Consider the following 24466-nt stretch of genomic DNA (forward strand, 5'->3'; position numbering starts at 1 on the left):
CCTCATCCCGAGGAGGCGCGACGCGCCGTCTCGAAGGATGGACTGCTTGTTCCCGAGTATGTAGCCCATCCTTCGAGACGGGCCTTGCGGCCCCCCTCAGGATGAGCGGGTGCTGGGGGAAGGGCTTTATGCAGCGAGACGGAGACCCGCATGCGTTCCTTTGAAGAAATAGAAGCACTGGCCGCGGAGAAGAAAGGCGGACCAGAAGCACTCGATGCTCTTTTGGCAGAGCATAATGCGCCCAGGACTGCGGAAGAACTGGAGAAGGTCGGTGACGATCGCTGGTTGGCCATGTTCACCAAGTGCGTGTTCCAGGCCGGTTTCAGCTGGAAGGTGATCGACCAGAAGTGGCCGGGTTTCGAGGAAGCTTTCGAGGGGTTCGACGTTCCCCGCCTCGCCTTTCTCCCTGACGAGGCCTTTGAAGCTCTGCTCGGCGACAAACGCATCGTCCGCAACGGCGCCAAGATCCGATCTGTGCAGGAAAACGCGATTTTTCTAAAGGACCTTGCGACCGAACACGGCAGCGCAGCCGGTTTTTTCGCGCATTATCCCGTCAACGACCAGATCGGCCTGATGGACCTGCTCAAGAAGCGCGGCAGCCGGCTTGGTGGCAACACAGGGCAAATCGCCTTGCGCTTCATGGGTAAGGAAAGTTTCGTCCTCTCCGGCGATGTGGTTAACGCCCTGATCCGCGAAAATGTCATCGAGAAGGACACGATGTCGAAAAAAAATCTTACCGCGATTCAAGCCGCCTTTAACGAATGGAAAGCAACTTCCGGTCGTCCCCTGAACGAAATCAGCAGAATTCTGGCCTTTTCGGTCGGGACAAGTCATTAACTTCTCATTCAGCTTTTACGATTGTAAACAAAGCCTTGATTCAAAGGGAATTTTTGTTCCGTCAGCTTAACCGCTGATTTACCAAACCCGGTAACCATGACACTCGAAATTGCGTGAGGTATTGCGTCGCAATGAGTGTACTGCGTACCGGGGTGTCCTTCGCGGCACCCCGCCTATCAAATGAACCGGAAGCTGGTGCTTCCTGGCTGAACACGATCCTGAAGGGCGACTGCGTTGCCGCCCTTGAGAAACTGCCGTCCCGGTCTGTTGACCTGGTCTTTGCGGATCCGCCCTACAACCTTCAGTTGGGTGGCGACCTGCACAGGCCGGATCAGTCCAAGGTGGATGCCTGTGACGATCACTGGGACCAGTTCGAGAGCTTCCAGGCCTATGATGCTTTCACCCGCGCCTGGCTGCTGGCCGTCCGCCGGGTGATGAAGGCGGACGGGTCGCTGTATGTGATCGGCTCCTATCACAACATCTTCCGCGTTGGCGCGATCCTGCAGGATCTCGGCTTCTGGATCATGAATGACATCGTCTGGCTGAAGTCCAACCCGATGCCGAACTTCCGCGGCAAACGGTTCACCAATGCCCACGAGACCATGATCTGGGCGGTCAAGTCGAAAGATGCGAAGCCGACCTTCAACTACGATGCGCTGAAGACCTTCAACGAGGACCTTCAGATGCGCTCCGACTGGCACCTGCCGCTGTGCACCGGCGCCGAGCGGCTGAAGGGCAAGGACGGGCAGAAGGTGCATCCGACCCAGAAACCGGAGGCCCTGCTCTACCGCGTTCTGACCGCGTCCTCCAAGCCGGGCGATGTCGTGCTCGACCCGTTCTTCGGGACCGGCACCACCGGGGCTGTCGCCAAGAAGCTTGGCCGCCACTATGTCGGCGTGGAGCGTGAGCAGGACTATATCGACGCGGCCACGGCTCGTATCGAGGCCATCGAGCCAGGCGATGCCGCATCGCTGGAAATGCAGCAGGGCAAGCGGGCTCTGAAGCGCATCCCGTTCGGCACGCTTCTGGAAAGCGGTCTGCTGCAGCCGGGGACGGAACTCAGCTGCCCGAAAGGCAAGCATCTTGCCATCGTGCGCGCCGACGGCTCGCTCAAGTCCGGCGATCATACCGGCTCGATCCACAAGGTCGGTGCACTGGTACAGGGTCAGGAAGCCTGCAACGGCTGGACCTTCTGGCACATCAACGAGGGCGGCAAGACGTCGCCCATCGACGATCTCCGCAAGGAAATCAGATCCCGCCTGCAGGCATAAGCAGGCACTCCAAAGAGAGACTTCGCGTTCCCCGCGAGATCGACTTAGCCCCGTTTCCCAGAAAAGGAGACGGGGTTTTCTTTATGGAATACGGGAACGGTGTCTCGATCAGGCGCTCTTGTATTTCACGTCCGGCGCCCAGACATCCAGCCATAGCAGGATCTCGTCGGCACCGATGGGCGGCGAAAAATAGAAACCCTGAAATAGACGGCAGCCACAGTTTTGCAGGAACTCCAGCTCCTCGCGGGTTTCAACGCCTTCCGCCAGAACGTCCAGCCCCATGTTCTTGGCCATTGCCAGCATGGCGCCGGCAATTCTCTGCATCTTCGGGTTTCTGTCGAGCCCGGAAACGAACGAGCGGTCGATCTTCAGCGTCGCGACCGGTGTTTCGATCAAGGTTGCGATGGAGGAATGTCCGGTGCCGAAGTCATCAAGTGCCAGGGCGAAACCTGCCTGTTCCAGGTTCCGACACTGGGCAATCAGCTCCTGATCCGACTGGTCGAAGAGGATCGATTCCAGCAGTTCCAGCTGAATGTCCCCGGGCTTCAGACCGGCCGCGGCAAGTTCGGCATGCAAGATCGCGACAAACTCCACCGACCTGAGGTTCGATGCAGTCACGTTCAACGAGAGCTTGCCTATGTCCCTGCCGGCGGATTTCCAGGCAGCAAAATGGGTGAAGGCCTTGCAACGCACTTGCCGGTCGATTTCGGACATGATGTTTGCCCTGGTCGCCGTTTCCAGGAAACGGGCCGGTGGCAACACCCCTTGTTCTGCCGTGTCCCAGCGCGCGACCACCTCCAGGCCGCACACCCGGCCAGTGACGATATCGATCTGCGGCTGAAAATAGGGAACGAATTGGCTGCGTTTCAGACCTTCTTCGATCTGCGAGACCAACCTGCTCGTCTCCTCGTGCCGCCGGATCATCTCCTTTGACAGCAATTTGACGGACGACCGGGTGACCTTGGCATCGTAAAGCGCGATATCGGAATTGGCGATCAGCCTGTCGGCGTTCTGCACTTCGCCGGGATGAAACAGAACCATGCCTATACTCGCGCTGACCTGGCAGCTGTGTCCGTTGTAGCGGATCGGCATGGCGATCGCATTCAAGAGGCGCAGCGCCATGGCATAAAGGCTTTCCTTGTCCGGAGGCTCAGCCAGAAACAGGGCAAACTCATCACCGCCAAGCCGCGCAGGAAGATCGTTCGGACCGCATATCGCCGACAACGCCTCGGCCGTCTGCATCAGGATCATGTCGCCCGCGGTATGACCGAAGTTGTCGTTTATCGACTTGAATTCGTCGAGGTCGATGTGAAGGAGCGCAAACACGTGCCCGGTGTCGGGCAGCTGCAACGCCTCTTCCAGACGCCGGTGCAACGCGCCCCTGTTGGCAATCTCCGTCAGCGGATCCTGCGAAGCCTTTTTTTCCGCTTCGATCTTCGCCGCCTTCAATGCGGTTGCCATCTTCTGGCTGTCCTCCAGAAGCGTGCGTTGCGCTTCGAAGGAGTAGAAGAGATCGATGGAAAAGTCGTTCGGTTTGAAGTCGGTTTCTGTCAACCCGAAACGCTCGACGACCTGCGACAGGTGAAGACCGAAGGACAGGTCCAGAAACACCGTGTCCTCGTCCGCAGCAGCAAGGGCGAAACCGCGAAACTGTATAGGCTCGCCATCCTGCGGACATGCGGAAAGGACCAGTTTCGTGCCGAGCCTTTCACGAATACAGGCCATGGATCTGACGCTACGCGGCCTCTCAACCGTGAAGACGTCGAACAAATTCGCTCCCGACGCTTCCGGACCGAGGATCCGTTCAAGGGTCGGGCCCAGTCCACTGATCCGGCCGCGATTGTCCAGGACAACATGCATTGGAAATAGCATGTCGATGGCCTTGCAGGTCAGATCGAGTTTGGATGCTGTCAAATTCCGGCCTCGGTTCTCATGGGCTTGAGTGCGGTGTCGAGGATCCGGATTTCAAAGATGTCGTGATCCGCCTGTTCCGATTTCACCGCGACCTGGTTGACCTCGATGCTCTCACCGGTCTCCTTGGCGAGACCATGCAGAAGTCCGATGACCATCGGCGCCAGTCCGTCACGATCGGAATAGTAGTGCAGAATGCAGGATCCATCTTCCTTCTGGTCGACCTCGAAGGACGGCGGCTTCAGATGTGGCATCGACAGCAGGATCCGGTCGTGCATGTCATCGAGCCCCTTCAACTGCTCGATGAAGGAATTGCCGGCAAGGCGCATCAGATTGCCGAAATGCGAGGCGCCTGCGTATTCGACCCAGTATTTTCCGAAGATGCTCAGGACGTCTGATGCAGGCAGGCCGGTAAAGCTGCAGATAGCACCGACAAGCTTGTAGGTGATGGCATCGTCATAACTCGACATTCTTTCAAATTCGAGTTCCTCCAGGCCCGCGGTTTCGCAAATGCTTTGCCAGGCCTCGGGTCCGTGATTGTCCAGAATGAAGGTGCGAATGCCTTCGTTCACCATTCCATACATGCAGACTCCTCCAGAGTTAGCATTGTGAGTATACGAATTTGCTTACGTCAGCATTAATCAGTTCCAGACATATGTCTGTTTTTAACTGCCATTACTGGCAAACAACCACTACCTCCGCGCGAAGTTTTCAAATTAATTACCCAACGTTTCTATTTCTCCAAATAACCCATTGAGAAAAACAACAATGAATACCTGAAACTCTTGCCGGAAGAACGCGCATCGTTTGAGGTACCGGAAAGGCAACGCCTACCTTCGTGCCCAGCCCGCCGGCGTCTTCGGTTCGGCCCCTTGCCGGACAGACGACTTGCAATCGCCATGCAATCCCTCCATCCTCCGCGATCAATCGAGCGTTCATGGGAGGAACGATCCGACGGTTTGAATCCGGCGCAGACTGCCGGAAGACCCGAGGCCGGCGGTCGCATTTATGAAGGACCATGTCGAGACAGTTCTGCGAACCGTGCAATCGGGATCGGCGCCTGCGCTGTCCCGGATTGCAGCCTCGTGGCGCAGATCGATCGACAAGCACGGCCTAGACCCTGCCGCCCACAAGGCGCCCCAGCGCATGGGGGACGACCAGCTTTACCGGCGGCGGGAAGAGACAGGTGCCTTCCTGAAAATCGCCACGCCGAAACTGGACCAGTTATTCGGTCTGGTCGGTCAGTCCGGCTGCACGGTTCTCCTGACCGACGCGGAGGGGGTTGTGCTCGACCAGCGTTGCACGAGCGCCGATGCGGACATCTTTCAGGACTGGGGTCTCAGCCAGGGCACCGACTGGAGCGAAGCCGCCGTCGGAACAAACGGCATCGGCACCTGCCTTGCCGAGGAACGCAATCTGATCGTCCACCGGCAAGAACATTTCCTGGCTCGCAATGTCGGCATGAGCTGCATGGACGCGCCGATCTACGGTCCGGACGGCAGGCTGGCCGGTGCACTCGATGTGTCTTCTGCCCGTTCCGACCAGACGGAAACCTTCAACCGGCTGATCGCAGCGATGGTCTCGCAGACTGCAAGACAGATCGAGATCGAAACCTTCCGCGCCGCTTTTCCTGCCGCCCGTATCATCGTCGCCGACGGGGAAACCACGGATACCGCAATGCTGCTTGCCGTCGACGCCGATGACATCGTTCTCGGGGCAACACGTGCCGCCAGAAAGGCCTTCGGGCTCGGAGCAAGCGGCCCTCTGAAGCCCCTGCCCGCGTCTGACCTGCTTGGCCGCGAGGATGGTCCGAGCGGCTTTGAGAAGGCCGAAAGGGCTGCCGTCATTCGTGCACTGGCGCGGGCCGGCGGCAACGTTTCCGAAGCCGCGCGCGCGCTCGGCATCGGCCGTGCAACCCTTTACCGGCGAATGAAACGGCTGAACATAGACTGATATCCCGGCTGACCTGTCTCAGAACTGAGACACATGCCGGACACAGGCATCTGCCCCCTCCTACCACTGCGCAAGCTCCTCCGGCACAGTCCGCCCATTCCCGGTGGAGGACCGGGACCTTCGGCCCGTCGCAGCTTCTTCGGTTGCCAGACCGCCGGTCTTTTGGAGGAACCCAGATGAATCAGATGCCCAGTTTTTCCGTCGACACGACGTCTCCGTTCAAGTCCCGCTATGACAACTATATCGGCGGCAAATTCGTTGCGCCTGTGAACGGACGGTATTTCAACAACATCACGCCGATTTCCGGCGCCACCGTTTGCGAAGTCGCCCGTTCCGATGCCGCGGACGTTGACCTGGCGCTTGATGCGGCCCATGCGGCCAAGGACGCCTGGGGCCGGACCCCGGCAGCAGAACGGGCCAATATTCTGCTGAAAATCGCCGATGTGATGGAGCAGAATCTCGACATTCTGGCCAAGGCCGAAACCTGGGACAACGGCAAGCCGATCCGCGAAACCACGGCAGCCGATATTCCGCTTTCCGTCGACCACTTCCGCTATTTCGCAGGCGTTCTGCGCGGCCAGGAAGGCTCCATGTCGGAGATCGATGCCGACACGATTGCTTACCACTTCCATGAGCCGCTCGGCGTTGTCGGGCAGATCATTCCCTGGAACTTCTCCATCCTGATGGCTGCCTGGAAACTGGCTCCGGCGCTCGCCGCCGGCAACTGCGTCGTCCTGAAACCGGCCGAGCAGACCCCGGCGGCAATCATGGTGCTGGCGGAGCTCATCGGCGGCCTGTTGCCGGATGGCGTTCTCAACATCGTCAACGGCTTTGGTGCAGAGGTTGGCGCCCCGCTCGCCAAGTCAAACCGCATCGCCAAGATCGCCTTTACCGGGTCGACCGAAACCGGCCGGATGATCATGCAGTACGCAACCGAGAACCTCATTCCGGTAACGCTGGAACTGGGCGGCAAGTCGCCGAACATCTTCTTTTCCGACGTCATGAGCGAAGACGATGCGTTCCTCGACAAGGCCATCGAGGGCTTTGTTCTGTTCGCCTTCAACCAGGGTGAAGTCTGCACCTGTCCGAGCCGGGCCCTGATCCAGGAAGACATCTACGAAGCCTTCATCGAACGGGCGATCGCCCGTGTGAAAGCCATCAAGCAGGGTGACCCGCGCGCCATTGAGACCATGGTCGGTGCCCAGGCCAGCCGCGAGCAGCAGGACAAGATCCTGTCCTATCTGACCATCGGGGTCGAGGAAGGTGCACAAGTGCTGTGCGGCGGCGCGGAAGCGAAGTTCGACGGCGACCTTTCCGGCGGCTTCTACGTTCAGCCGACCATCCTGAAAGGCCACAACAAGATGCGGGTCTTCCAGGAGGAAATCTTCGGCCCGGTGGTGTCCGTCACCACGTTCAAGACCGAAGAAGAAGCCCTGGCGATTGCAAACGACACCATGTACGGCCTCGGCGCCGGCGTGTGGTCGCGTGATGCCAACCGCTGCTACCGGTTCGGCCGCGCCATCGAGGCAGGCCGCGTGTGGGTGAACAACTATCACGCCTACCCGGCCCATGCGGCCTTTGGTGGCTACAAGCAGTCCGGCATCGGCCGAGAGACCCACAAGATGATGCTGGATCACTATCAGCAGACCAAGAACATGCTGGTCAGCTACAACCCGAACAAACTCGGGTTCTTCTAAAGACTGCCGGCGTTACCCGATCTTGTCCTGGCAGTGATGCGGGGCAGTCTTCGAAAGAAGGCTGCCCCGTTTTCCGTTGAAGGTCCGGGAACGGCAGCCTGTTCATCATCAAAGTTCTTCTGCAATCTCTTCCAGCAGATCCGCAAGCGCCTCAGGCTCGCTCACCATGGCATCGTGGCCTGTCGCGATCCGAGAGACCGGCCAGCCCTTGGCCTGTGCCCGGGCCAGTGCGACTTTTGCCGGTGGATACGGCGGGTCAGTGCATTCGATGTAATGGGCCGGAAGACCGTTTCCGACCGGGTGCTTCAGGTCCAGTGCCGTGGTGAAGGTCCGGAACGGGTGCGGTGTCAGACGCGGCTTCAAAAAGGCAACGTCGTCCGGCTTCGTTATGCCAAAACTTTCAGGCGGGGCTGGTGGCAGAGACAGGCCACCGCTGCTGGTTTCCGCCAGCTTCCTGCGGTCTTCGGCAAGATCTTGCGGCAAAAGATCGAACCAGGTCTCTCCGCTTTCCAGCATGATCGCGTCGAGATAGATCAGACCGGCAATCCTCTCCGGCACGTGGTCTGCAACCCCGGTGATCGGAATGCCGCCAAAGCTGTGACCGACAAGAGTGACCCCGCTCAGATCCTCGAACTGCAAATGCCGGACGATATCTTCCACGAACGTCCGGATCGTGATGTCCGGCGAGAGCAGATGCGAGCGCTCGCCGAGGCCCGTCTGCGTTGGTGTGGTCACGCGATGCCCACGTGCCCGCAGGATGTTTGCCAGACGCGACCAGCACCAGCCGCCATGCCAGACGCCATGGACGCAAACGAAAGTCTGCTGTATCAAGAGCCCCTCCCCGCTTCAGCGCCTATTCGGCGGCTTCGGCCGCCATCTGAAAATCGCGCCGTACCTTCAGTTTGTGCCCGACTTCGACAATGGCTTCCAGTGCCGGAATCAGGTCCTGGCCCAGATCCGTCAGCTCATATTCAACGGAAGGTGGCGATGTCGGGCGGACATGGCGCAACAACACGCCGCGCCCCTCCAACTCAGAAAGGCGCTGTGACAGCACCTTGCCGGACACAGGGGGAATATCCGCCTTCAGCTCGTTGAAGCGGCGGGGACCTGCCCGCAGGCTCCAGATGACGTTGGGTGCCCAGGCTCCGGATATCACCTGCATGCACTGGGTCAGGCTGCAAGGGGTCGGCGGTTTCGGGCTCAGGTTCTTGCGCATTTTCAGGGCCATGGGCACCACACGATCTTCAAGGGTCCAAGGTCACGCGGGAACCATCAGGTTTCTGCCCGGTAACTCGATAATGCAAGTTACCAATAGAAACCTACTTGTCAATGGTGACTTCAAAAGACACCTTCCGGGCAGCGATACGAACCAAGGAGCCAATCGATGAAACTGTTCTACAAACCCGGTGCCTGTTCCATGGCTGCTCATCTCCTGCTCAACGAAGCCGGAGCCAGCTACAGTCTCGAAAAAGTCGATACGACCGCGGGTCTGACGGAGACCGGTGCAGCGTACGCGCAGACCAATCCGCGCGGCTACGTGCCGGCACTTCGGTTTGAGAACGGTGACGTTCTGACGGAAAACGTTGCAATCCTGCATTGGCTTGGCGAGCAGTACCCGGACTTTGCGACCGATACAGCAGGCAAGCCGCTCGACCGGTTCCGCGTGCTGGAATTGCTCAGCTTCCTGTCCTCAGAGCTGCACAAGGGGTTCAGCCCGTACTTTTCCGGCAAGGAATTTTCTGAAGCAGAAGCAGCTGAAAACCAGGCAAAGCTGAATACCAAGCTCGGCCAGTTCGATGCCTTGCTGGCCAAGGGCGGCGACTATCTTTTGGGAGATACCTTCTCCGTTGCCGACGCCTATGCCTTTGTCATCTTGAACTGGACAAACTTCATCGGCGTGTCTCTTGGCGACTGGCCGAAGACGGCAGCCTACGTCGAGCGCATTCGCACTCGCCCGGCCACCCTGAAGACCATTCAGGAAGAAGGCCTGGCGGCATGAGCAGTGCCTTGGCTGCGCTGGAAAAGGTCATATCCGACTATTTCGACGCGCTTTATCACTGCGATACCGACCTGCTGCAGCAGGTGTTTCACGAGAAGGCAATCTACGCCACGGCGGACGAGACACCCCTGCTCTATCGCACGATGGCCGAATATGTACCGGTCGTCGCCGCCCGTCAGTCACCGGCATCCCGGGGCGAGGAGCGCCGCGATGTCATCGACGAGATCCAGTTCGCCGGTGAGAACACGGCCTTTGCCAGAGTTCGCTGTTCGATCGGCAACAACGACTTCACCGATTTCCTGACCTTCGTGCTTGACGAAGGCCGCTGGCAAATCATGGCGAAGATCTTCGAAATTCGACCACGCAACGAAGGAGTGGCCTGACATGCCTTACGTGAATATCCAGGTGACCCGTGAAGGGGTGACGGCGGAGCAGAAAGCCAGGCTTATCAAAGGCGCGACAGACCTACTGGTTGACGTTCTCGACAAGAACCCGGCAACTACCTTCGTGGTGATCGAGGAAGTGGACCTTGAGAACTGGGGCGTCGGCGGCCTGCCGGTGGAAGAATACCGGGCAAGGCAGCTGGAAAAACAGGGCTGAACGGTCAAATGGAAGCCGGGGCAATCCCGGCTTCTTTCTTCGTGCCGCGTTGCGCTTCCCTCTTTCAGGTCCTCTCCACAATCCGGAAGCCCTGGATTCGTTCGTCCCAAACATTCGTCATTGCAGGGCTCGACCCTGCAAATCCATGCTATGACCGTGCCTCAGCCAGACGCCTCGATTGGCGGATGGGGAACGGAATGGATGCCATGGTCGGGCCATGGCATGACGGAGGAAGTGGAGAGGGATGATGGGGAGGCTGAGGGCTGAGGGCTGAATGGTGCTCACCTGGACGTCACCAACAAGTGCAAAGAGATTTGCTGTTGTCCAATCGACGCGAGAATGGTCTGTCTGAGAAGACACATCGACATCAAAGCAGTTCTCATATGCCCCGCACGCTTTATCAAACCATCCTCGGCCCCGAGTTCGACAAGGTTCCGGCAGAAATCCGGCGGATGCACAGCTTCGCGCGGGTGGCGCGGGGCACCGCGGATGTCACCCGGGGAAGCTCGTGGGGCGCAAGACTGGTCTGCCGGCTGGCGAAGTTGCCGGAAGCACAGATGGGTGTTCCGGTCGAGACCAGCTTTGAACCTATCGTGGGTGGAGAGCGCTGGACCCGGCGGTTTGACGGGCAGCCGTTCCAGACCGACATGATGGCCGGTAAAGGCGAAGCGTATCCCTGCATGCTCGAGCGCCTTGGACCGTTCCTGTTCAAGATGCGGGTAACGGCAAGTGACAAGGGCATCGACATCACCCCGGCAGAAGTTTCGCTTGGACCGCTTCCGCTGCCGCTGCCGCTTGCTCCGAGAGCGGTCGGGCGCGAGCGTGTTGTCGATGGAAAGTACAGTTTCACCGTAGAGGTGACCTTCCCGCTGATCGGGAAGGTCTTCGGTTACAACGGCCGGCTGGAGCCGGCTGTTCTGACAGCTGATGCAAAAGCCGTCTGACCGGCCTTACTCGAAGCCGACCAGAGCCTTGCGGCGTTTGCCGACAGAAATCGACAAACGGTCGTTGGCCTGAAGATCGCCGGTGGCAATGCGGCGGCGTGCGTCGTCAACGATCTGGTTGTTGAGGCGAACGCCTCCACCTTCCACCAGACGCCGTGCTTCGCCGTTGGATGCCGCGAAGCCAACGGCGACCACAAGCTCCAGAAGACCGAGACCGTCTGCCAGAATTTTCAGCGGCAGACTATGGGTCGGTTCCAGGATCTCGCCTTCGCCCGAAAACAGGGCATCGCCTTGCTGCAAGGCGCCGCGCGCTTCTTCCGGCCCATGAACGATTGCCGTCACCTGGGTTGCCAGGATCTTCTTGGCTTCGTTCAGCTCCGCCCCTTCCAGCGCCGCCAATCGTTCGATTTCGCTCATCGGCAGCTCGGTAAAAAGGCGCAGGCACTTGGCGACATCGGCATCGGCGGTGTTGCGCCAGAACTGCCAGAAGCCGAAGGGCGACAGGTGTTCGGGATGCAGCCACACGGCACCTGCAGCCGTCTTGCCCATCTTCGCACCACTGGCGGTGGTCAGCAGAGGCACTGTCAGGCCGTGCAGCTTGCGGCCATCACGGCGGCCAAGCTCGACACCATTGACGATGTTGCCCCATTGATCGGATCCACCGACCTGAAGCGCACAGTCATGACGCTTTGCCAACTCCAGAAAATCAACGGCCTGCAGCATCATGTAGCAGAACTCCAGAACCGTCAGCGGCATCTGAGCATCGAGGCGCGACTTGACGCTGTCGAAGGTCATCATGCGGTTGACTGTGAACTGGGAGCCATAGTCGCGGAGGAATTCCAGGAAGCGGAATTCATTGAGCCATTCCGCATTGTCGACCAGCAAAGCCCCATCTTCGCCGTTCATATCCACGAGACGCTCAACGGATCGTCGTATGCTTGCGATGTTGGCTGCGATCTGACGTTCTTCCAGCATCGGCCGGGCATCCTTGCGGAAACTCGGATCGCCGATCTGACTGGTACCACCGCCAAGCACGACGATGGGACGATGGCCGAGCTTCTGCAGCCAACGCATGGTCATCAACGGCATCAGATGGCCGACATGAAGACTTGCCGCCGTGGCATCGAACCCGGCGTATGCGGTGATCGGCCCTTGTGACAGCGTCTGGTCGAGCGCCTCGATATCCGTGCATTGGTGCACAAGACCACGCTCCAGAAGCACGGCAAGTGCTTCCGATTTGAGTTTTGTCGCCGGTTTGCCGGCTTCGATCATATGTCTGGTCATTTTTCGCTTCCTGGTTCCCCCGCCAGGAAGCTCGGGTCTCTAGAAACCAAAAAGCCGCCTGACGCGGCGGCTTTTGAGGTGTCTATGGGGTGAACAAGATCCTACGCAGCCGCCGGTATGTCGGTGACGTAATAAAAATACACGAAGGATGCGCTCATCTTGGTCATGCCAGCTTAAATGCGTTAGGGCGGGAAAAGAGTCAAGCCTGTTGTGTTCGTGACGTTCCAGACCCCGGCTAGTGTAACCGGAATGCCTCAAGGCAGCGCCGCAGTCAGCAAATCCCACCTGACCCTGGGCGATTGGCGTGCGACCCCGCACGCAAGGCTGCGTTACGACAACCCGAGTTTCCGTTCGCCTCGATCCAGGATAACCGGAACGATCAGGTCTTCCTCGTCATCCAGATGACGCATCAGGCCGGAGATCAGGGTGTCGCTGACACCGGCGAAACTGTCGGCCGCGCGGCGGATGGCATCGCGGTCTTTCGTCTGCAATTGCCCGAACAGCTTGTTGGCGCTCTTGATCACCGCCTCAATGCGGTGGTGGATCAGTTCGTGGTCGCCCTCCAGCAGCTCGAAGCCATCCACCAGGCGCTTTTCGGCTTCCATGAACACAGGGAAATAGTGCTCATCCTCGATCATGTGGTGGTGATGCAGCTCACTGAGAAACTGTTGCAGACGCGGGGCAAAGAGGTTGCCGAAACGGTTTACCGGGAGCCGTTGCTCGCGAAAGTCGGTCAGGATCGTATCCAGGTCAGCACCGAGCTGACGGAAGCCGTTATGCCGTGCGAGCCAGAATTCGGTCAGTGGGCCGAGGTTCCTGTGACCGGGCCAGTCTTCGCGCGGATGTTCTTTCAGAAGGAACAGCCACTCCTGCGGAAGTCCGGTCCGTTCATCCAGATTGGTGGTGTTGGTCATGGGTTTCAGGTCCGGTCAGAGAGAAGATTTGCCGACCTTATACGCATGTTTTGGCCTGTCATGCGGAAACAGTGTGTTCACTCCCCGGGAACAGACGTCACTGCACCAGTTTGCCCAGCACCTTCCAGAGCGCTTCGGTGTCCCCCGGCTCCAGATGCCTTGTGAATTCGGTTTCCACCGCTGCGCGGTAACACGGCCACATGGCCTTCAAGAGCATCTCCCCGTCCTGGGTCAGACGCACCGAGACACCTCTGCCGTCTTCCAGGCTCTTCAGCTTTTCGATGTAGCCAGCAGCCGCCAGCCGGTCGAGCAGGCGCGAAACATTGTACTGGGCCAGCAGCATCCGCTTTTCGATTTCGACCGGTCGCAGAGTTTTGTCCTCTGCCCGGCTTAATTCCAGCAGCACATCGTACCAGCCGAGAGGTGGGAATCCGGCCGCCTTCAGGCGCGCCTCGACCCGTGCCAGCACGTTGCCGCTTGCACGCTGCAGACGGGCCCAGGCGTCGATTGCCTGGGGGAAGGTTTCGGCGGAATTGCTCATGGCCAAGAGATAGGAGATTTATGCAATTGCATCAATCTTGATTTTTGATGCATATGCATTCATCTTAATGCAGATGCATGAAAAGGAGTTTCCGGATGCCCGACACACTCACCCTGATCAGCCATGCGCTTTGCCCTTACGTGCAGCGCGCGGCGATCGTCCTTCATGAAAAGAATGTCCCGTTTGACCGGGTTACCATCGACCTTGCCGACAAACCGGACTGGTTCCGGGCGGCCTCACCACTCGGCAAGGTGCCGTTGCTGAAACTGGGCGGCGATCGCTATCTCTTCGAATCCGCCCCGATCGTCGAATTCCTGGACGAGACAGAAGGGAGCCGGCTGCACCCGGAGGACCCTTCCGAACGCGCGCGGCACCGGGCCTATATCGAATTCGCCTCGCAGATCCTGAACGGCATCGGCGCGCTCTACAATGCCAGGGACGACACCGGGTTTTATGCTGCAAGTGAAGCACTTCGTGCAAAGTTCCGTCATCTGGAAGGCGAACTTGATCCGGACGGTCCCTTCTTCGCCGGTAGAGCCTTTTCACTCGTCGACGCGGCTTTCGCCCCGGTGTTCCGCTATTTCGATGTCTTTGAGACGTTCTTGACGCTTGAAATGTTTGACGACCTCGGCCGGGTTCTTGCCTGGCGTAGCAAGCTTGCGGCCCGCACATCGGTTCAAGAAGCAGTCACTGCGGACTATCCAGCTCTTTTGACCACCTTTCTGCAAAACCGAAACAGCTGGATCTCCCAACTTCTCGACTTGCGCAGCCGGGAGCGGTCACTCCTGGCCGCACAATAAGGCCTTGCAGCGCAGCCGGACATGGCGCCGACTGCGCCCGCTTCAGGCGAAGGCTGCCCCGAGTTTGCCCAACTCGCCTTTGAGGTCCGTCCATCTGTCCGGCGTCGTGGTTAGTGTCGCAGGATCCCTGATTTCGACGTCATATCCCCTGTTCAACGCCCCCTTTGCGGTCAGCTGAACGCAGTGACAGGCATCAAGACCAACCAGTACCAGCCGCCCGATCCGCTTTTCCTCAAGCCAGGCTTCAAATTGCGGACTGGAGAAACTGTCACCGATCGATTTCTCAAAGACCGGAGCATTGCCGACAGCAAGTGTTCGGTCGAGCTTCAGACCGACCCGCCCCGGTGTGCCGATACCGCCCGCCGACATCTTCATGGCCGCGATCACCGGCCAGTCGCGGAAGACATTCTTGACGAAAGCGACCTGGTGGCCTGCCATCCGGTGCGCTTCCACCTGGCGCCCTATTTCGGCAAGCACGGCGTCTCTCTGGCCCGGGTCAAAAGCGTGTTTGCCTGTGTTTCTGGTGAAGTCCTCCTGCACGTCGATGACCACCAGAGCCGTGCCCGGCCGCATTGACCTGTCGATGCTCACGCCCTTTGTCGGCGTTCCCAGCCGCCGCAGGCAATAAACGATATAGGCGACAACGCTTGCGGCACAGAGCCCGGCCGCAATCCAGATACCGGTCATGTGACCTCTCCTGTTCGTGAAATTATTCCAGTGCCTTGGGCCGGTCCGGGTCGTCCTCGAACGCGGCAAAGTGATCAAGCATGGTGCAGAGCACCCGCTGCGTGGAACGCAGGTCGTCGTCCGAGAAGAGCTCGCAGACTGTCTCGATTTCGTCAGTCTCCCGTGCCCGGATTTCACCGAACCGGTCGTGCCCCGCTTCGTTCAAGGCAAACAGCGGTGATCGCTTGTGCGCCGGATTCGCCCGTCGCTCGACCAGTCCCTGCTCTTCCAGAGCGTTCATCAGGAGCTGAATCTGCTGGCGGGCAAGAAACAGTGCCCGGCCGATCTCGGGTACCGCCATCGGCCCGGCCTCCTCCAGCACTTCCATGACCGCTCGCATACCGACGGTCACGCCGGTTCCCTCCAGCTTGGCCTCCACCGCCCGCGCAAGCCGGCGGTGCACGGGGCGTATCAGGCGGATGATTTCGTAAAGCTCGACGGACTTCTTCATGGGCACCTCATTTGACAATTTATATGTCATTTTGACATTTATATTGTCAATAAGATTTTGTGGCCCCAATGTTTCATCACCCTGGAACCGAAGGCCCTAAGCCAGAAGTTTCGATCCCGGTGAAAACCGGGTTTCGTGCCTCGGCGAGGGTTTGGAGCTATACTGCCGGTCCCGTTCGTAGTCTGGAGCGAACCATGAGCAATCAGGAAGGCGTCCCCCGAAACGGAACATTCGCCGAGCGATACGACAGCGTCATGGTGCCGGTGATCTTTCAGCCTTGGGCACAAGAGCTGCTCCAACGGCAACCACCCCAAAACGGAGACCGGATCCTTGACCTGGCGTGCGGCACCGGTGCGGTAATCCGTGAAGTCGCGAGCCTTGGGAACGGATTTGCGAGGCTGGCCGGCGTGGACATGAGCGCGGGAATGTTGGCCGTTGCCGCCGAAAAGGCCAGCGTAAACGGGATAGATGCAGAATGGTTCGAGGCGACCGCAGGCGATCTGCCCTTCCCTGATGGCGGCTTTGACCTCGCCTACTGTCAGCAGGCTTTGCAGTTCTTTCCCGATCGTGTGGGAGCCCTGCGCGAACTTAACCGCGTTCTGGCACGCGGGGGCCGCGTCGCCTTCTGCGTTTCCCGCGGTCTGTCCGAAAATCCGCTGCTGATGGCGCAGGCAACCGCATTGGAAAAATACGTCGGCGCAGAGGCGGGGGCAGCCGTTCGTGCGATCTGCCAACTCTCCGACCCTGAGGAAATACGATCGAACTTTGAGGCAGCCGGGTTTCTGGATATCCAACTGGAGACAGTTTCACTGACGCTTCATCACCCGGATGGTCGTGCGTATGCCGCCGGAGCCATGGGCGGCATGCATACCGGAGACAAGCTCTCCCAGCTATCCGAAGAGGACAGGAACGCCTGCTTCAATGATTTCCTGAAAGAACTGGGCACCTGTTTTGACGGCGAGGCAATCCGGTTTCCTCACGTCTCCAACGTGGTGACAGCGCACACCTGAGCGACAGGAAACAAAAAACCCCGGCCGAAGCCGGGGTTTTCATCCTTGAAAATTCGTCCACGTGTTACTCGGCAGCGGCCGGAGTGACTTCGGCCGGAGCCGGCTCGGTCCATTTCAGGACCGGCTTGCGAGCTGCACCCGTTTCGTCCAGACGGCGGCGCGGGGCAAGGTACGGTGCACCGGAGAAGCGTTCCGTTTCGCCGCGCTTTGCGCTCATCACGAGATCGCGCATGGTGGCGACGAAAAGGTCGAGCGCAGCCCGGCTTTCCGATTCCGTCGGCTCGATCAGCATCGCGCCATGGACAACCAGCGGGAAGTACATGGTCATCGGATGATAGCCCTCGTCGATCATCGCCTTGGCGAAGTCGAGCGTGGTCACGCCGGTGTCCTTCAGGAAGCTGTCGTCGAACAGCACTTCGTGCATGCACGGGCGCTCGCCAAAGGGCAGGCTCATCAGGTCCTGCAGGCCGACGCGAATATAGTTCGCATTCAGCACCGCATCTTCAGACGCCTGCCGCAGACCGTCGGAGCCGTGGCTCATCATGTAGGACAGAGCCCGCACGTACATGCCCATCTGGCCGTGGAACGCGGTCATGCGGCCGAATGGCTGCTCGCCGTCCTTGGTGGCAGCTTCGGTTTCGACCAGTTCGACACCTTTTTCCGTCTTGCGGATGAACGGCAGCGGCGCGAAAGGAGCCAGTCTCTGGGACAGGACGACCGGACCGGAACCCGGGCCACCGCCGCCGTGAGGCGTCGAGAAGGTCTTGTGCAGGTTGATATGCATGGCGTCGACGCCAAGATCCCCAGGGCGGGCCTTGCCGACGATGGCATTGAAGTTGGCGCCGTCGCAGTAGAAATAGGCATCCGCCTTGTGGATCAGATCGGCGATCTGCTTCACTTCCCGTTCGAACAGCCCGCAGGTGTTCGGGTTGGTCAGCATGATGCCGGCGATGTTGCCTTCGTGTTCGGCAATGGTCTTCTTCAGTGCCTCCAGATCGACGGTCCCGTCGTCCTTGGCATCGATGTTGACGACCTTGTAACCCAAGAGCGCTGCCGTTGCCGGGTTGGTGCCATGGGCGCTTTCCGGCACCAGAACGATCTTCGGATCACGGCCGGCAGCAGTGTGAGCTGCCTTGATAGCCATCATACCGCACAATTCGCCATGGGCACCGGCTTTCGGGCTCATCGCGACGGCGGAGGTGTTGGTGGACACCATCAGCCAGTGGGCAAGCGCATCGATCAGTTCCAGTGCGCCGGGCACCGAGGAGACCGGCTGAAGCGGATGGATGTCCGCGAAGCCCGGCAGACGGGCCATTTTCTCGTTGAGGCGCGGATTGTGCTTCATGGTGCACGAGCCGAGCGGATAGAGACCGCTGTCGATGGCATAGTTGTTCCGCGACAGGCGCACATAGTGGCGCATGGCTTCCGGTTCGGCGAGGCCCGGCAGACCGATCTCGGCGGTGCGCTTGAAGCTGCCAAGCTCGAACTCGGCGCTTTCGTCCTCGTCGAGATCGACACCGGTGGTTTCCAGCGAGCCGAATTCGAAAATCAGCGGCTCTTCCATATCGAGACCACGGTTGCCGGTGAAAGTCTTCGGGCGGAAAGCATCCCCGGCATCACCTGCAGCGGTCGGGCGGCCTTGCGTGTTCATGCTCATGCCAGCACCTCCTTCAGCGCGTCCGCAAAGGCCGCGCGGTCTTCATCCGTATTGACTTCGGTCGACGCGACGACCAACAGGTTCGCGAGATCCTTGTTGCCCGGCTCCAGGCGTGAGACCGGCAGGCCCGCGAGAACGCCCCGTTCGGCCAGTTGCTCGACCACGTCCTCGGCCACCTTCGGCAGCGCAATCGTGAACTCGTTGAAATAGGCCGAGTTCAGAACCTCGACACCAGGCACGCCGGCAAGAAGCTTCTTCAGCTTGACCGCATTGCCATGGTTGATGCGGGCGAGTTTGGTCAACCCGGCCTGCCCCAGCAGCGACATGTGAATGGTGAAGGCAAGGCAGCAGAGACCGGAGTTGGTGCAGATGTTCGACGTTGCCTTGTCGCGGCGGATATGCTGTTCGCGGGTCGACAGCGTCAGCACGAAACCGCGCTTGCCTTCCGCATCCACCGTCTCACCGCAGAGCCGGCCCGGCATCTGGCGGACATATTGCTGGCGGGTGGCGAAAAGGCCGACATAAGGGCCACCGAAGTTGAGGCCGTTGCCGATGGACTGGCCTTCACCGACCACAATGTCGGCGCCTTGTGTTCCCGGCGGCTCGATCAGGCCGAGCGACACCACTTCGGTGAAGACCGCGATCAGCAGCGCCTTGTGCTGATGCGCCTTTTCGGCAATCGGCTTCAGGTCTATCAGCTGGCCGTAGAAGGACGGCGACTGGACGACAACGCAAGACGTCTCGTCATCGATCTGGGACAGGATGTCTTCGGTGCCCGTCGGGTCTGCCGGGAGGCTGACGACCCGATCGCCGGCCATGTTGGACAGGCCTTCGACGACTTCCCGGTACTGCGGATGCAGCCCGCCGGAAAGCACGGCCTTGTTGCGCTTGGTCACCCGGTGCGCCATCAGCACGGCTTCGCCAGTGCCGGTGGAGCCGTCATACATGGACGCGTTGGCGACATCCATTGCGGTAAGGCGCGCTACCTGGGTCTGGAACTCGAACAGGTACTGAAGTGTGCCTTGCGTGATTTCCGGCTGATAGGGCGTATAGGAGGTCAGGAACTCCGACCGCTGGATCAGGTGGTCGACCGTTGCCGGCACATGGTGCTTGTAGGCACCTGCGCCGACGAAGAACGGTACGGAGCCGGCCGCAGTATTCTTTGATGCCATGGCAGAGAGCTTGCGCTCCACTTCCATTTCGCTGGCTCGTTTGGGAAGGTCGAGCAGACCCTTCATGCGAACGTCTTCAGGGATATCCGCAAAGAGTTCATCGACGGATTTGACGCCGACCCGCGCGAGCATGTCGCTGCGGTCGGTATCGTTCAAAGGCAGGTAGCGCATCAGGCAGCTCCCAAGGGTTTGATCAAAAATCGGACCGGCGAAAACCACGCTCTCGCTTCATCAGCCCGGAACCGGAGAACTGACAAGCTTCCGGATACGGGCTCCCCGTTTCCTGCTCGGCGCGGTGGCACCGTGCAGACGCACAGAGATGAGAACTGGTCACCATCCAGAACAGGGAACCGGCTGCGACTTCGTGCGGCCGGTTCCGGAAAGTCACGGTGCGACAAGGCGGAGCGGTTCGGGCTCCACAACGATCTCGCACTTCACGGAGTTGGCGATGAAACAGACGTCATGCGCCTTTTCATGCAGATCGGTCAGCCAGGTCGGATCCGGGTCCTCGGCTGCAACCAGCGTGATAACCGGCCGCAGCACTACTTTCGTGATTGCCATCTTGCCCCGCGCCACCCGGCTCATTTCGCCCTGGGCACGGTCGCTGTAACTGGCGACAACGAAATTCGCCCGCCGGGCAAGATCCAGGAAGGACATCATGTGGCAGGACGAGATAGCGGCGACGAAGGCCTCTTCCGGATCGACGGCGGCTTCGATGGAGTATGGCAGGGGTACCACCGTGGGCGAAGCGCTTGCCGGGATCTCCAGACCGCCGTCAAAACGCCAGATGTGCCCTCTGGAATAGGCGTTTGCGGCATAGTCGCCGTCGCATGCCCATTCCACCTGTGCCGTGTAGTAGTGCCCTGCCATGAATTACAACGTCTCCACGTACGCCTTGTAGGCTGCCGCGTCCATCAGGTCGGACAGCTGATCCGCATTGCCGACGGTCATCTTGATGAACCATGCAGCGCCTTCGGGATCTTCGTTCACCTTGGCCGGTTCGTCCACCAGCGCGTCGTTGGCTTCAACGACTTCACCGTCGATCGGAGCGTAGACTTCACTGGCTGCCTTGACGGATTCCACGACAGCGGCTTCATCGCCCTGTGACAGCGCCTTGCCGGCTTCCGGCAGTTCGACGTAAACGACGTCGCCGAGCTGCTCCTGCGCGTAAGTCGTGATGCCGATGGTGGCGGTGCCGCCATCTACGGCGATCCACTCGTGGTCCTTGGAGTAATAGGTGGTCATATTGTGCGTCCGTTATCTGGAAAGATTTATGCTTTGGGTTTGCGGTAATACCGGTTCGGAACAAAGGGCATGTCCGCGACGGTAGCGGGCAAGCGCTTGCCTCTGACGATCAATTCAAGTGGCGTGCCAGTTTCGGAATGCTCCACCGGGACATAGCCCATGGCGATCGGAGCGCCCACGGTCGGTGCGAAACCGCCGGACGTTACAATGCCGATCACCGGCCCGTCGGGCAGTGCGATCTCGGCCCCTTCCCGTGCAGGTGCCTTGCCATCGAGGCGCAGGCCGACGCGGACACGGCCCGGTCCCTTTTCGAGTTCACTCTGAATGCGTTCGGCGCCCGGAAAGCCGCCTTCTTCGCGGCGGCGTTTCTGCATGCAGAAGGTGATGGCGCCTTCGACGGGAGACGTCATCTCGTCAATGTCGTGTCCGTAGAGGCACAGCCCTGCCTCAAGACGCAGGCTGTCGCGGGCCCCGAGCCCAATCGGTTCGACCCTGTCGTCAGCGAGCAGTGCACGGGCAATCGCTTCAGCAGCACCGGCAGGTACGGACATCTCCACGCCGTCCTCGCCGGTATAGCCGGCACGGGCAACGTGGCAGTCGATCCCGTCAAACTCCATCGGTGCAGCGGCCATGAAGCCAAGTTCGGCCGCTTTGGGCGCATGTGCTGCGACCGCAGCCACGGCTTCCGGCCCCTGAACCGCGATCAGCGCACGATCGTCAATCACTTCAAGGGTCACGTTTTCAGGCAGTCTGTCGCGGAAATGGGCGTAGTCGACATCCTTGCGGGAGGCATTGACCACCAGCATCAGCTTGCCGTCTTCTGCTTCGGACAGCGGCCGGGTGACCATCAGATCGTCGATGATGCCGCCTTCGTCGTTGAGCAGCACCGTGTAACGCTGACGGCCGTGGCCAAGTTCGACGAAATTGGACGGGGTCAGCGCTTCCAGCGCCCGGGCCGTCGTTTCGTGATCGGGACCGATCAACAGAGCCTGGCCCATGTGGGAAACGTCGAAAAGGCCGGCCTTCGTGCGGGTCTGCTGGTGCTCGGCCATGATGCCGGCCTTGTACTGCACGGGCATGGAATAGCCGGCAAACGGCACCATGCGTGCACCCAGTTCCACATGAAGGTCGTGAAGAGGCGTTTGTTTCAGATCTTCGTCTGCAACGGTTTCCGCCATGAACGGTCCTCGTATTCGGGGTTGCGCAGTCCCGAACCGGCCCGCATGGGTCCTGATCCGTCTGCACCCCCTCTGTCCGAGTACCTGAGAGATTTCCCGACCGGCGCCGATGACGCCTTTCGGTTACTCCTTCGGTGAGCAGTCCGCAAACCCTCTTGCGGAGCACTGCTTTCCAGAGCGTTGCAGTTCATGCGGTCCTTCTGCCTGAGAGTTTCCGGGGCGGTTGCTCCTTCGGCGCCAGGATCCTTTCACCCGGCCTCTCCCGCATAAACATTGACGTGTTTCCACGCCAACCGGGGGACGACCCCGATTGGGGCCGGATTGTGCGAGGCAGACATAGTCTTGTCAATATGCGACATGCAGCCCCCGCAATTTTGCCGGTGCACAATTTTAGGCACCGTCTTGCAGAGTGCGCACGATCAATGGCCGGCCGGTTTCCATCTTCCCGGCCAGACCTCAAATTCAGTCGATACTGATGTGCTACGCGCGTGGCCGGGCCTTAGCGGCGACGGCCTTCGTCAAAGCCGAAGACAACCTTGGCGTCCGCACCTGCCGGGATCGTGAATTTCTCTTCGATCAGCGTCCAGGTTTCGCTTGGCGAGTTCGCTCCGAGCGTGACCGGAATTTTCACGATCTCGGAGCTGAGCGGCTTGGCACCACTGCCGCCGGGCACAATGGCGACGCGCATCGGCAGAACCACTTCGCCGCCCTTCCAGGCAGGACCCGAGGTGACATCGCCGGACAGGCCCAGCTTCATGCGGCGGCTGCCGTCCGGCTGCTGCGTGCAGGTGTTGGCCCAATCCTTGACGGTGGCCTGGTAAAGCAGACCCTGCGGGTCATCATCCTTGCCGCGAACATACTTGCGGATCAGAAAGGTGTTGGACTGAAGCTGCAGCGCAGGACAGGGAACCGGCGGGGCGAATGTTTCGGGAGAAATCTCGATCGGCTGCTGGCCACCGGAAATTACCTTGCCCGCAACACCGTCAGCGGCACTCATACACCCCGCAAGAGCCGCAGCGGAAAGGCCCACGGCCATAATTGTCTTCAGGGTCTTGCCGGAGACGGCGGGAATCGCACTGATCATCTTCATTCCATAAAAATGCAACAATTGTCGGCGGAGCTTCATAGCAGGTGAAGAATTGCTTGGCGAGGCTTGTCAAACGCAAACCTTCAAGCAGCTCATTGTGGCTGAATTGGTTCAGCTTGCCGCACATCCCTTGACACGGCGTGGCTGCGAGCCCTTATTGCGCGCAGAAACGTTCCTCGAAAGAGCATGATGACCGAGAGCAAACAGGAAAAAACACCGCTTGCCATTCACCTTTGCGCGCCCCGCGGGTTCTGCGCCGGTGTCGATCGCGCGATCCAGATCGTGGAACTTGCCCTGGAAAAATACGGCAGTCCGGTCTACGTCCGTCACGAGATCGTGCACAACAAGTTCGTGGTGGACGGCCTGAAGGCCAAGGGCGCTGTGTTCGTGGAAGAGCTGGAAGAAATACCGGCCGGGCACACCGACAGGCCTGTGATCTTCTCGGCGCACGGCGTACCGAAATCCGTGCCGGAAGACGCCCAGAGCCGCAAGATGTTCTACCTCGACGCCACCTGTCCTCTGGTTTCGAAGGTTCACAAGGAAGCGGAAATCCATTTCCGCCGGGACCGCGAGATTCTGCTCATCGGTCATGCGGGGCATCCTGAAGTGATCGGCACCATGGGCCAATTGCCCGAAGGCACCGTCAGCCTGATCGAGACTGAAGACGACGCGCGCGCCTTCACGCCGAAGACCGACCGCCCCCTCGCCTATATTACCCAGACCACCTTGTCCGTGGACGACACGGCCGGGATCGTGGCTGTGCTGCAGGACCGGTTCCCGCAGATCGTCGCTCCGCACAAGGAGGACATCTGCTACGCAACCACCAACCGTCAGGAAGCGGTCAAGCATGTGGCGCCAAAGGTCGACGTAATGATCGTTGTCGGCGCGCCGAACTCCTCCAACTCGCAGCGCCTGCGTGAAGTTGCGGAACGGGCCGGGTGCAAGACTGCAGTGCTGATCCAGCGTGCAAGCGACATCGACTGGCACGATTTCGAAGGTATCACGTCGTTGGGTCTGACAGCAGGTGCATCGGCCCCCGAGACCCTGGTAGAGGAAATCATCGCGGCATTTGCCGACCGGTTCGACGTCAACGTCGAGACGGTGCGTACTGCCGAAGAAACGATTTCCTTCAACCTGCCGCGGGAGCTGCGCGAGATGATCGCCTCCTCCCAGGCCGCTGCCGGATAAC

General features: G+C 59.8%; 26 protein-coding genes and 1 riboswitch. Of the genes, 11 read left to right on the plus strand and 15 right to left on the minus strand.

Annotated elements, in window-relative coordinates:
• Positions 1 to 150 precede the first annotated feature (150 nt).
• Both FIV03_RS00505 and FIV03_RS00510 read left to right on the plus strand, forming a co-directional pair.
• On the plus strand, positions 151 to 837 hold the full coding sequence (locus tag FIV03_RS00505) for a DNA-3-methyladenine glycosylase I (protein ID WP_152508311.1): 687 nt from the start codon (positions 151 to 153) through the stop codon (positions 835 to 837).
• Between the two features lie 131 nt (positions 838 to 968).
• A complete protein-coding gene (locus tag FIV03_RS00510; protein WP_209009816.1) occupies positions 969 to 2108 on the plus strand; it encodes a site-specific DNA-methyltransferase in 1140 nt (379 codons plus the stop codon).
• A 108-nt stretch (positions 2109 to 2216) separates the two neighbouring features.
• On the opposite strand, the gene FIV03_RS00515 is transcribed toward FIV03_RS00510, so the two are convergent.
• Positions 2217 to 4022: an EAL domain-containing protein gene (locus FIV03_RS00515; RefSeq protein ID WP_152508312.1), complete on the minus strand. Its 1806-nt coding sequence runs from the start codon at positions 4020 to 4022 to the stop codon at positions 2217 to 2219.
• Positions 4019 to 4603 carry a heme NO-binding domain-containing protein gene (locus FIV03_RS00520; protein WP_062490227.1) on the minus strand — a complete coding sequence of 195 codons (585 nt, stop codon included), beginning with the start codon at positions 4601 to 4603 and terminating at the stop codon, positions 4019 to 4021. The genes FIV03_RS00515 and FIV03_RS00520 overlap by 4 nt, the downstream gene beginning before the upstream one ends.
• Positions 4604 to 5027: 424 nt before the next feature.
• Between FIV03_RS00520 and FIV03_RS00525 the strand changes: the two genes are divergently transcribed.
• On the plus strand, positions 5028 to 5972 hold the full coding sequence (locus tag FIV03_RS00525; protein ID WP_209009817.1) for a helix-turn-helix domain-containing protein: 945 nt from the start codon (positions 5028 to 5030) through the stop codon (positions 5970 to 5972).
• A gap of 176 nt (positions 5973 to 6148) precedes the next feature.
• Positions 6149 to 7669 (plus strand): aldehyde dehydrogenase, encoded by a 1521-nt coding sequence (gene adh, locus FIV03_RS00530; protein ID WP_152508313.1) that lies wholly within the window; start codon positions 6149 to 6151, stop codon positions 7667 to 7669.
• A 108-nt stretch (positions 7670 to 7777) separates the two neighbouring features.
• Here the strand turns inward: adh and FIV03_RS00535 are convergent, their stop codons facing one another.
• Positions 7778 to 8500 carry an alpha/beta fold hydrolase gene (locus FIV03_RS00535; RefSeq protein WP_152508314.1) on the minus strand — a complete coding sequence of 241 codons (723 nt, stop codon included), beginning with the start codon at positions 8498 to 8500 and terminating at the stop codon, positions 7778 to 7780.
• Positions 8501 to 8522: 22 nt separating this feature from the next.
• Positions 8523 to 8897 (minus strand): helix-turn-helix domain-containing protein, encoded by a 375-nt coding sequence (locus FIV03_RS00540; RefSeq protein ID WP_031269722.1) that lies wholly within the window; start codon positions 8895 to 8897, stop codon positions 8523 to 8525.
• Positions 8898 to 9053: 156 nt separating this feature from the next.
• On the opposite strand from FIV03_RS00540, the gene FIV03_RS00545 reads away from it, so the two are divergent.
• From FIV03_RS00545 to FIV03_RS00560, 4 genes are all read left to right on the plus strand, one after another.
• Positions 9054 to 9668 carry a glutathione binding-like protein gene (locus tag FIV03_RS00545; RefSeq protein ID WP_152508315.1) on the plus strand — a complete coding sequence of 205 codons (615 nt, stop codon included), beginning with the start codon at positions 9054 to 9056 and terminating at the stop codon, positions 9666 to 9668.
• A complete protein-coding gene (locus FIV03_RS00550) occupies positions 9665 to 10051 on the plus strand; it encodes a nuclear transport factor 2 family protein (RefSeq protein ID WP_152508316.1) in 387 nt (128 codons plus the stop codon). Before FIV03_RS00545 ends, FIV03_RS00550 begins: the two co-directional genes overlap by 4 nt.
• A gap of 1 nt (position 10052) precedes the next feature.
• Positions 10053 to 10268: a 4-oxalocrotonate tautomerase family protein gene (locus FIV03_RS00555; RefSeq protein ID WP_152508317.1), complete on the plus strand. Its 216-nt coding sequence runs from the start codon at positions 10053 to 10055 to the stop codon at positions 10266 to 10268.
• A gap of 383 nt (positions 10269 to 10651) precedes the next feature.
• Positions 10652 to 11212: a DUF4166 domain-containing protein gene (locus FIV03_RS00560; protein ID WP_152508318.1), complete on the plus strand. Its 561-nt coding sequence runs from the start codon at positions 10652 to 10654 to the stop codon at positions 11210 to 11212.
• A 6-nt stretch (positions 11213 to 11218) separates the two neighbouring features.
• Here the strand turns inward: FIV03_RS00560 and tyrS are convergent, their stop codons facing one another.
• The 3 genes from tyrS to FIV03_RS00575 all read right to left on the minus strand — a co-directional run bounded on the left by tyrS (position 11219) and on the right by FIV03_RS00575 (position 13951).
• On the minus strand, positions 11219 to 12496 hold the full coding sequence (gene tyrS, locus FIV03_RS00565; protein ID WP_023001993.1) for a tyrosine--tRNA ligase: 1278 nt from the start codon (positions 12494 to 12496) through the stop codon (positions 11219 to 11221).
• 329 nt (positions 12497 to 12825) lie between these two features.
• On the minus strand, positions 12826 to 13410 hold the full coding sequence (locus FIV03_RS00570; RefSeq protein ID WP_075282278.1) for a hemerythrin domain-containing protein: 585 nt from the start codon (positions 13408 to 13410) through the stop codon (positions 12826 to 12828).
• Positions 13411 to 13507: 97 nt separating this feature from the next.
• Positions 13508 to 13951, minus strand: coding sequence for a MarR family winged helix-turn-helix transcriptional regulator (locus tag FIV03_RS00575; RefSeq protein WP_152508319.1), 444 nt, complete (start codon positions 13949 to 13951; stop codon positions 13508 to 13510).
• A 95-nt stretch (positions 13952 to 14046) separates the two neighbouring features.
• Here FIV03_RS00575 and FIV03_RS00580 point away from each other — a divergent pair, with 95 nt between their 5' ends.
• On the plus strand, positions 14047 to 14751 hold the full coding sequence (locus tag FIV03_RS00580; protein WP_152508320.1) for a glutathione S-transferase family protein: 705 nt from the start codon (positions 14047 to 14049) through the stop codon (positions 14749 to 14751).
• Positions 14752 to 14793: 42 nt separating this feature from the next.
• On the opposite strand, the gene FIV03_RS00585 is transcribed toward FIV03_RS00580, so the two are convergent.
• Both FIV03_RS00585 and FIV03_RS00590 read right to left on the minus strand, forming a co-directional pair.
• Entirely contained in the window at positions 14794 to 15438 is a 645-nt protein-coding gene (locus FIV03_RS00585) for a cysteine hydrolase (protein ID WP_152508321.1), read from the minus strand.
• A gap of 22 nt (positions 15439 to 15460) precedes the next feature.
• Positions 15461 to 15928 carry a MarR family winged helix-turn-helix transcriptional regulator gene (locus FIV03_RS00590; RefSeq protein WP_152508322.1) on the minus strand — a complete coding sequence of 156 codons (468 nt, stop codon included), beginning with the start codon at positions 15926 to 15928 and terminating at the stop codon, positions 15461 to 15463.
• Between the two features lie 194 nt (positions 15929 to 16122).
• Between FIV03_RS00590 and FIV03_RS00595 the strand changes: the two genes are divergently transcribed.
• On the plus strand, positions 16123 to 16938 hold the full coding sequence (locus FIV03_RS00595; protein WP_173013736.1) for a methyltransferase domain-containing protein: 816 nt from the start codon (positions 16123 to 16125) through the stop codon (positions 16936 to 16938).
• Positions 16939 to 17002: 64 nt separating this feature from the next.
• Here the strand turns inward: FIV03_RS00595 and gcvPB are convergent, their stop codons facing one another.
• The 6 genes from gcvPB to FIV03_RS00625 form a co-directional block, all read right to left on the minus strand.
• Complete coding sequence (gcvPB, locus tag FIV03_RS00600) at positions 17003 to 18595, minus strand: aminomethyl-transferring glycine dehydrogenase subunit GcvPB (protein ID WP_152508324.1); 1593 nt, start codon at positions 18593 to 18595, stop codon at positions 17003 to 17005.
• The gene (gene gcvPA / locus FIV03_RS00605; protein WP_055657839.1) at positions 18592 to 19938 is read right to left on the minus strand and encodes an aminomethyl-transferring glycine dehydrogenase subunit GcvPA; all 1347 of its coding nucleotides are present in this window, start codon (positions 19936 to 19938) and stop codon (positions 18592 to 18594) included. Before gcvPA ends, gcvPB begins: the two co-directional genes overlap by 4 nt.
• Before the next feature lie 213 nt (positions 19939 to 20151).
• A complete protein-coding gene (locus tag FIV03_RS00610; protein WP_023002002.1) occupies positions 20152 to 20637 on the minus strand; it encodes an OsmC family protein in 486 nt (161 codons plus the stop codon).
• 3 nt (positions 20638 to 20640) lie between these two features.
• Positions 20641 to 21012, minus strand: coding sequence for a glycine cleavage system protein GcvH (gene gcvH, locus FIV03_RS00615; RefSeq protein ID WP_075282273.1), 372 nt, complete (start codon positions 21010 to 21012; stop codon positions 20641 to 20643).
• A gap of 26 nt (positions 21013 to 21038) precedes the next feature.
• Positions 21039 to 22190 carry a glycine cleavage system aminomethyltransferase GcvT gene (gene gcvT / locus FIV03_RS00620; protein ID WP_152508325.1) on the minus strand — a complete coding sequence of 384 codons (1152 nt, stop codon included), beginning with the start codon at positions 22188 to 22190 and terminating at the stop codon, positions 21039 to 21041.
• 182 nt (positions 22191 to 22372) lie between these two features.
• Positions 22373 to 22465: riboswitch (glycine riboswitch) on the minus strand.
• Between the two features lie 224 nt (positions 22466 to 22689).
• On the minus strand, positions 22690 to 23274 hold the full coding sequence (locus FIV03_RS00625; protein ID WP_031269728.1) for a hypothetical protein: 585 nt from the start codon (positions 23272 to 23274) through the stop codon (positions 22690 to 22692).
• Positions 23275 to 23466: 192 nt separating this feature from the next.
• Between FIV03_RS00625 and ispH the strand changes: the two genes are divergently transcribed.
• Positions 23467 to 24465 (plus strand): 4-hydroxy-3-methylbut-2-enyl diphosphate reductase, encoded by a 999-nt coding sequence (ispH, locus tag FIV03_RS00630; protein ID WP_173013737.1) that lies wholly within the window; start codon positions 23467 to 23469, stop codon positions 24463 to 24465.
• Position 24466 lies beyond the last annotated feature (1 nt).

Origin of the sequence: Labrenzia sp. THAF187b, from assembly GCF_009363375.1 — a bacterium.
Lineage (GTDB): Bacteria > Pseudomonadota > Alphaproteobacteria > Rhizobiales > Stappiaceae > Roseibium > Roseibium algicola.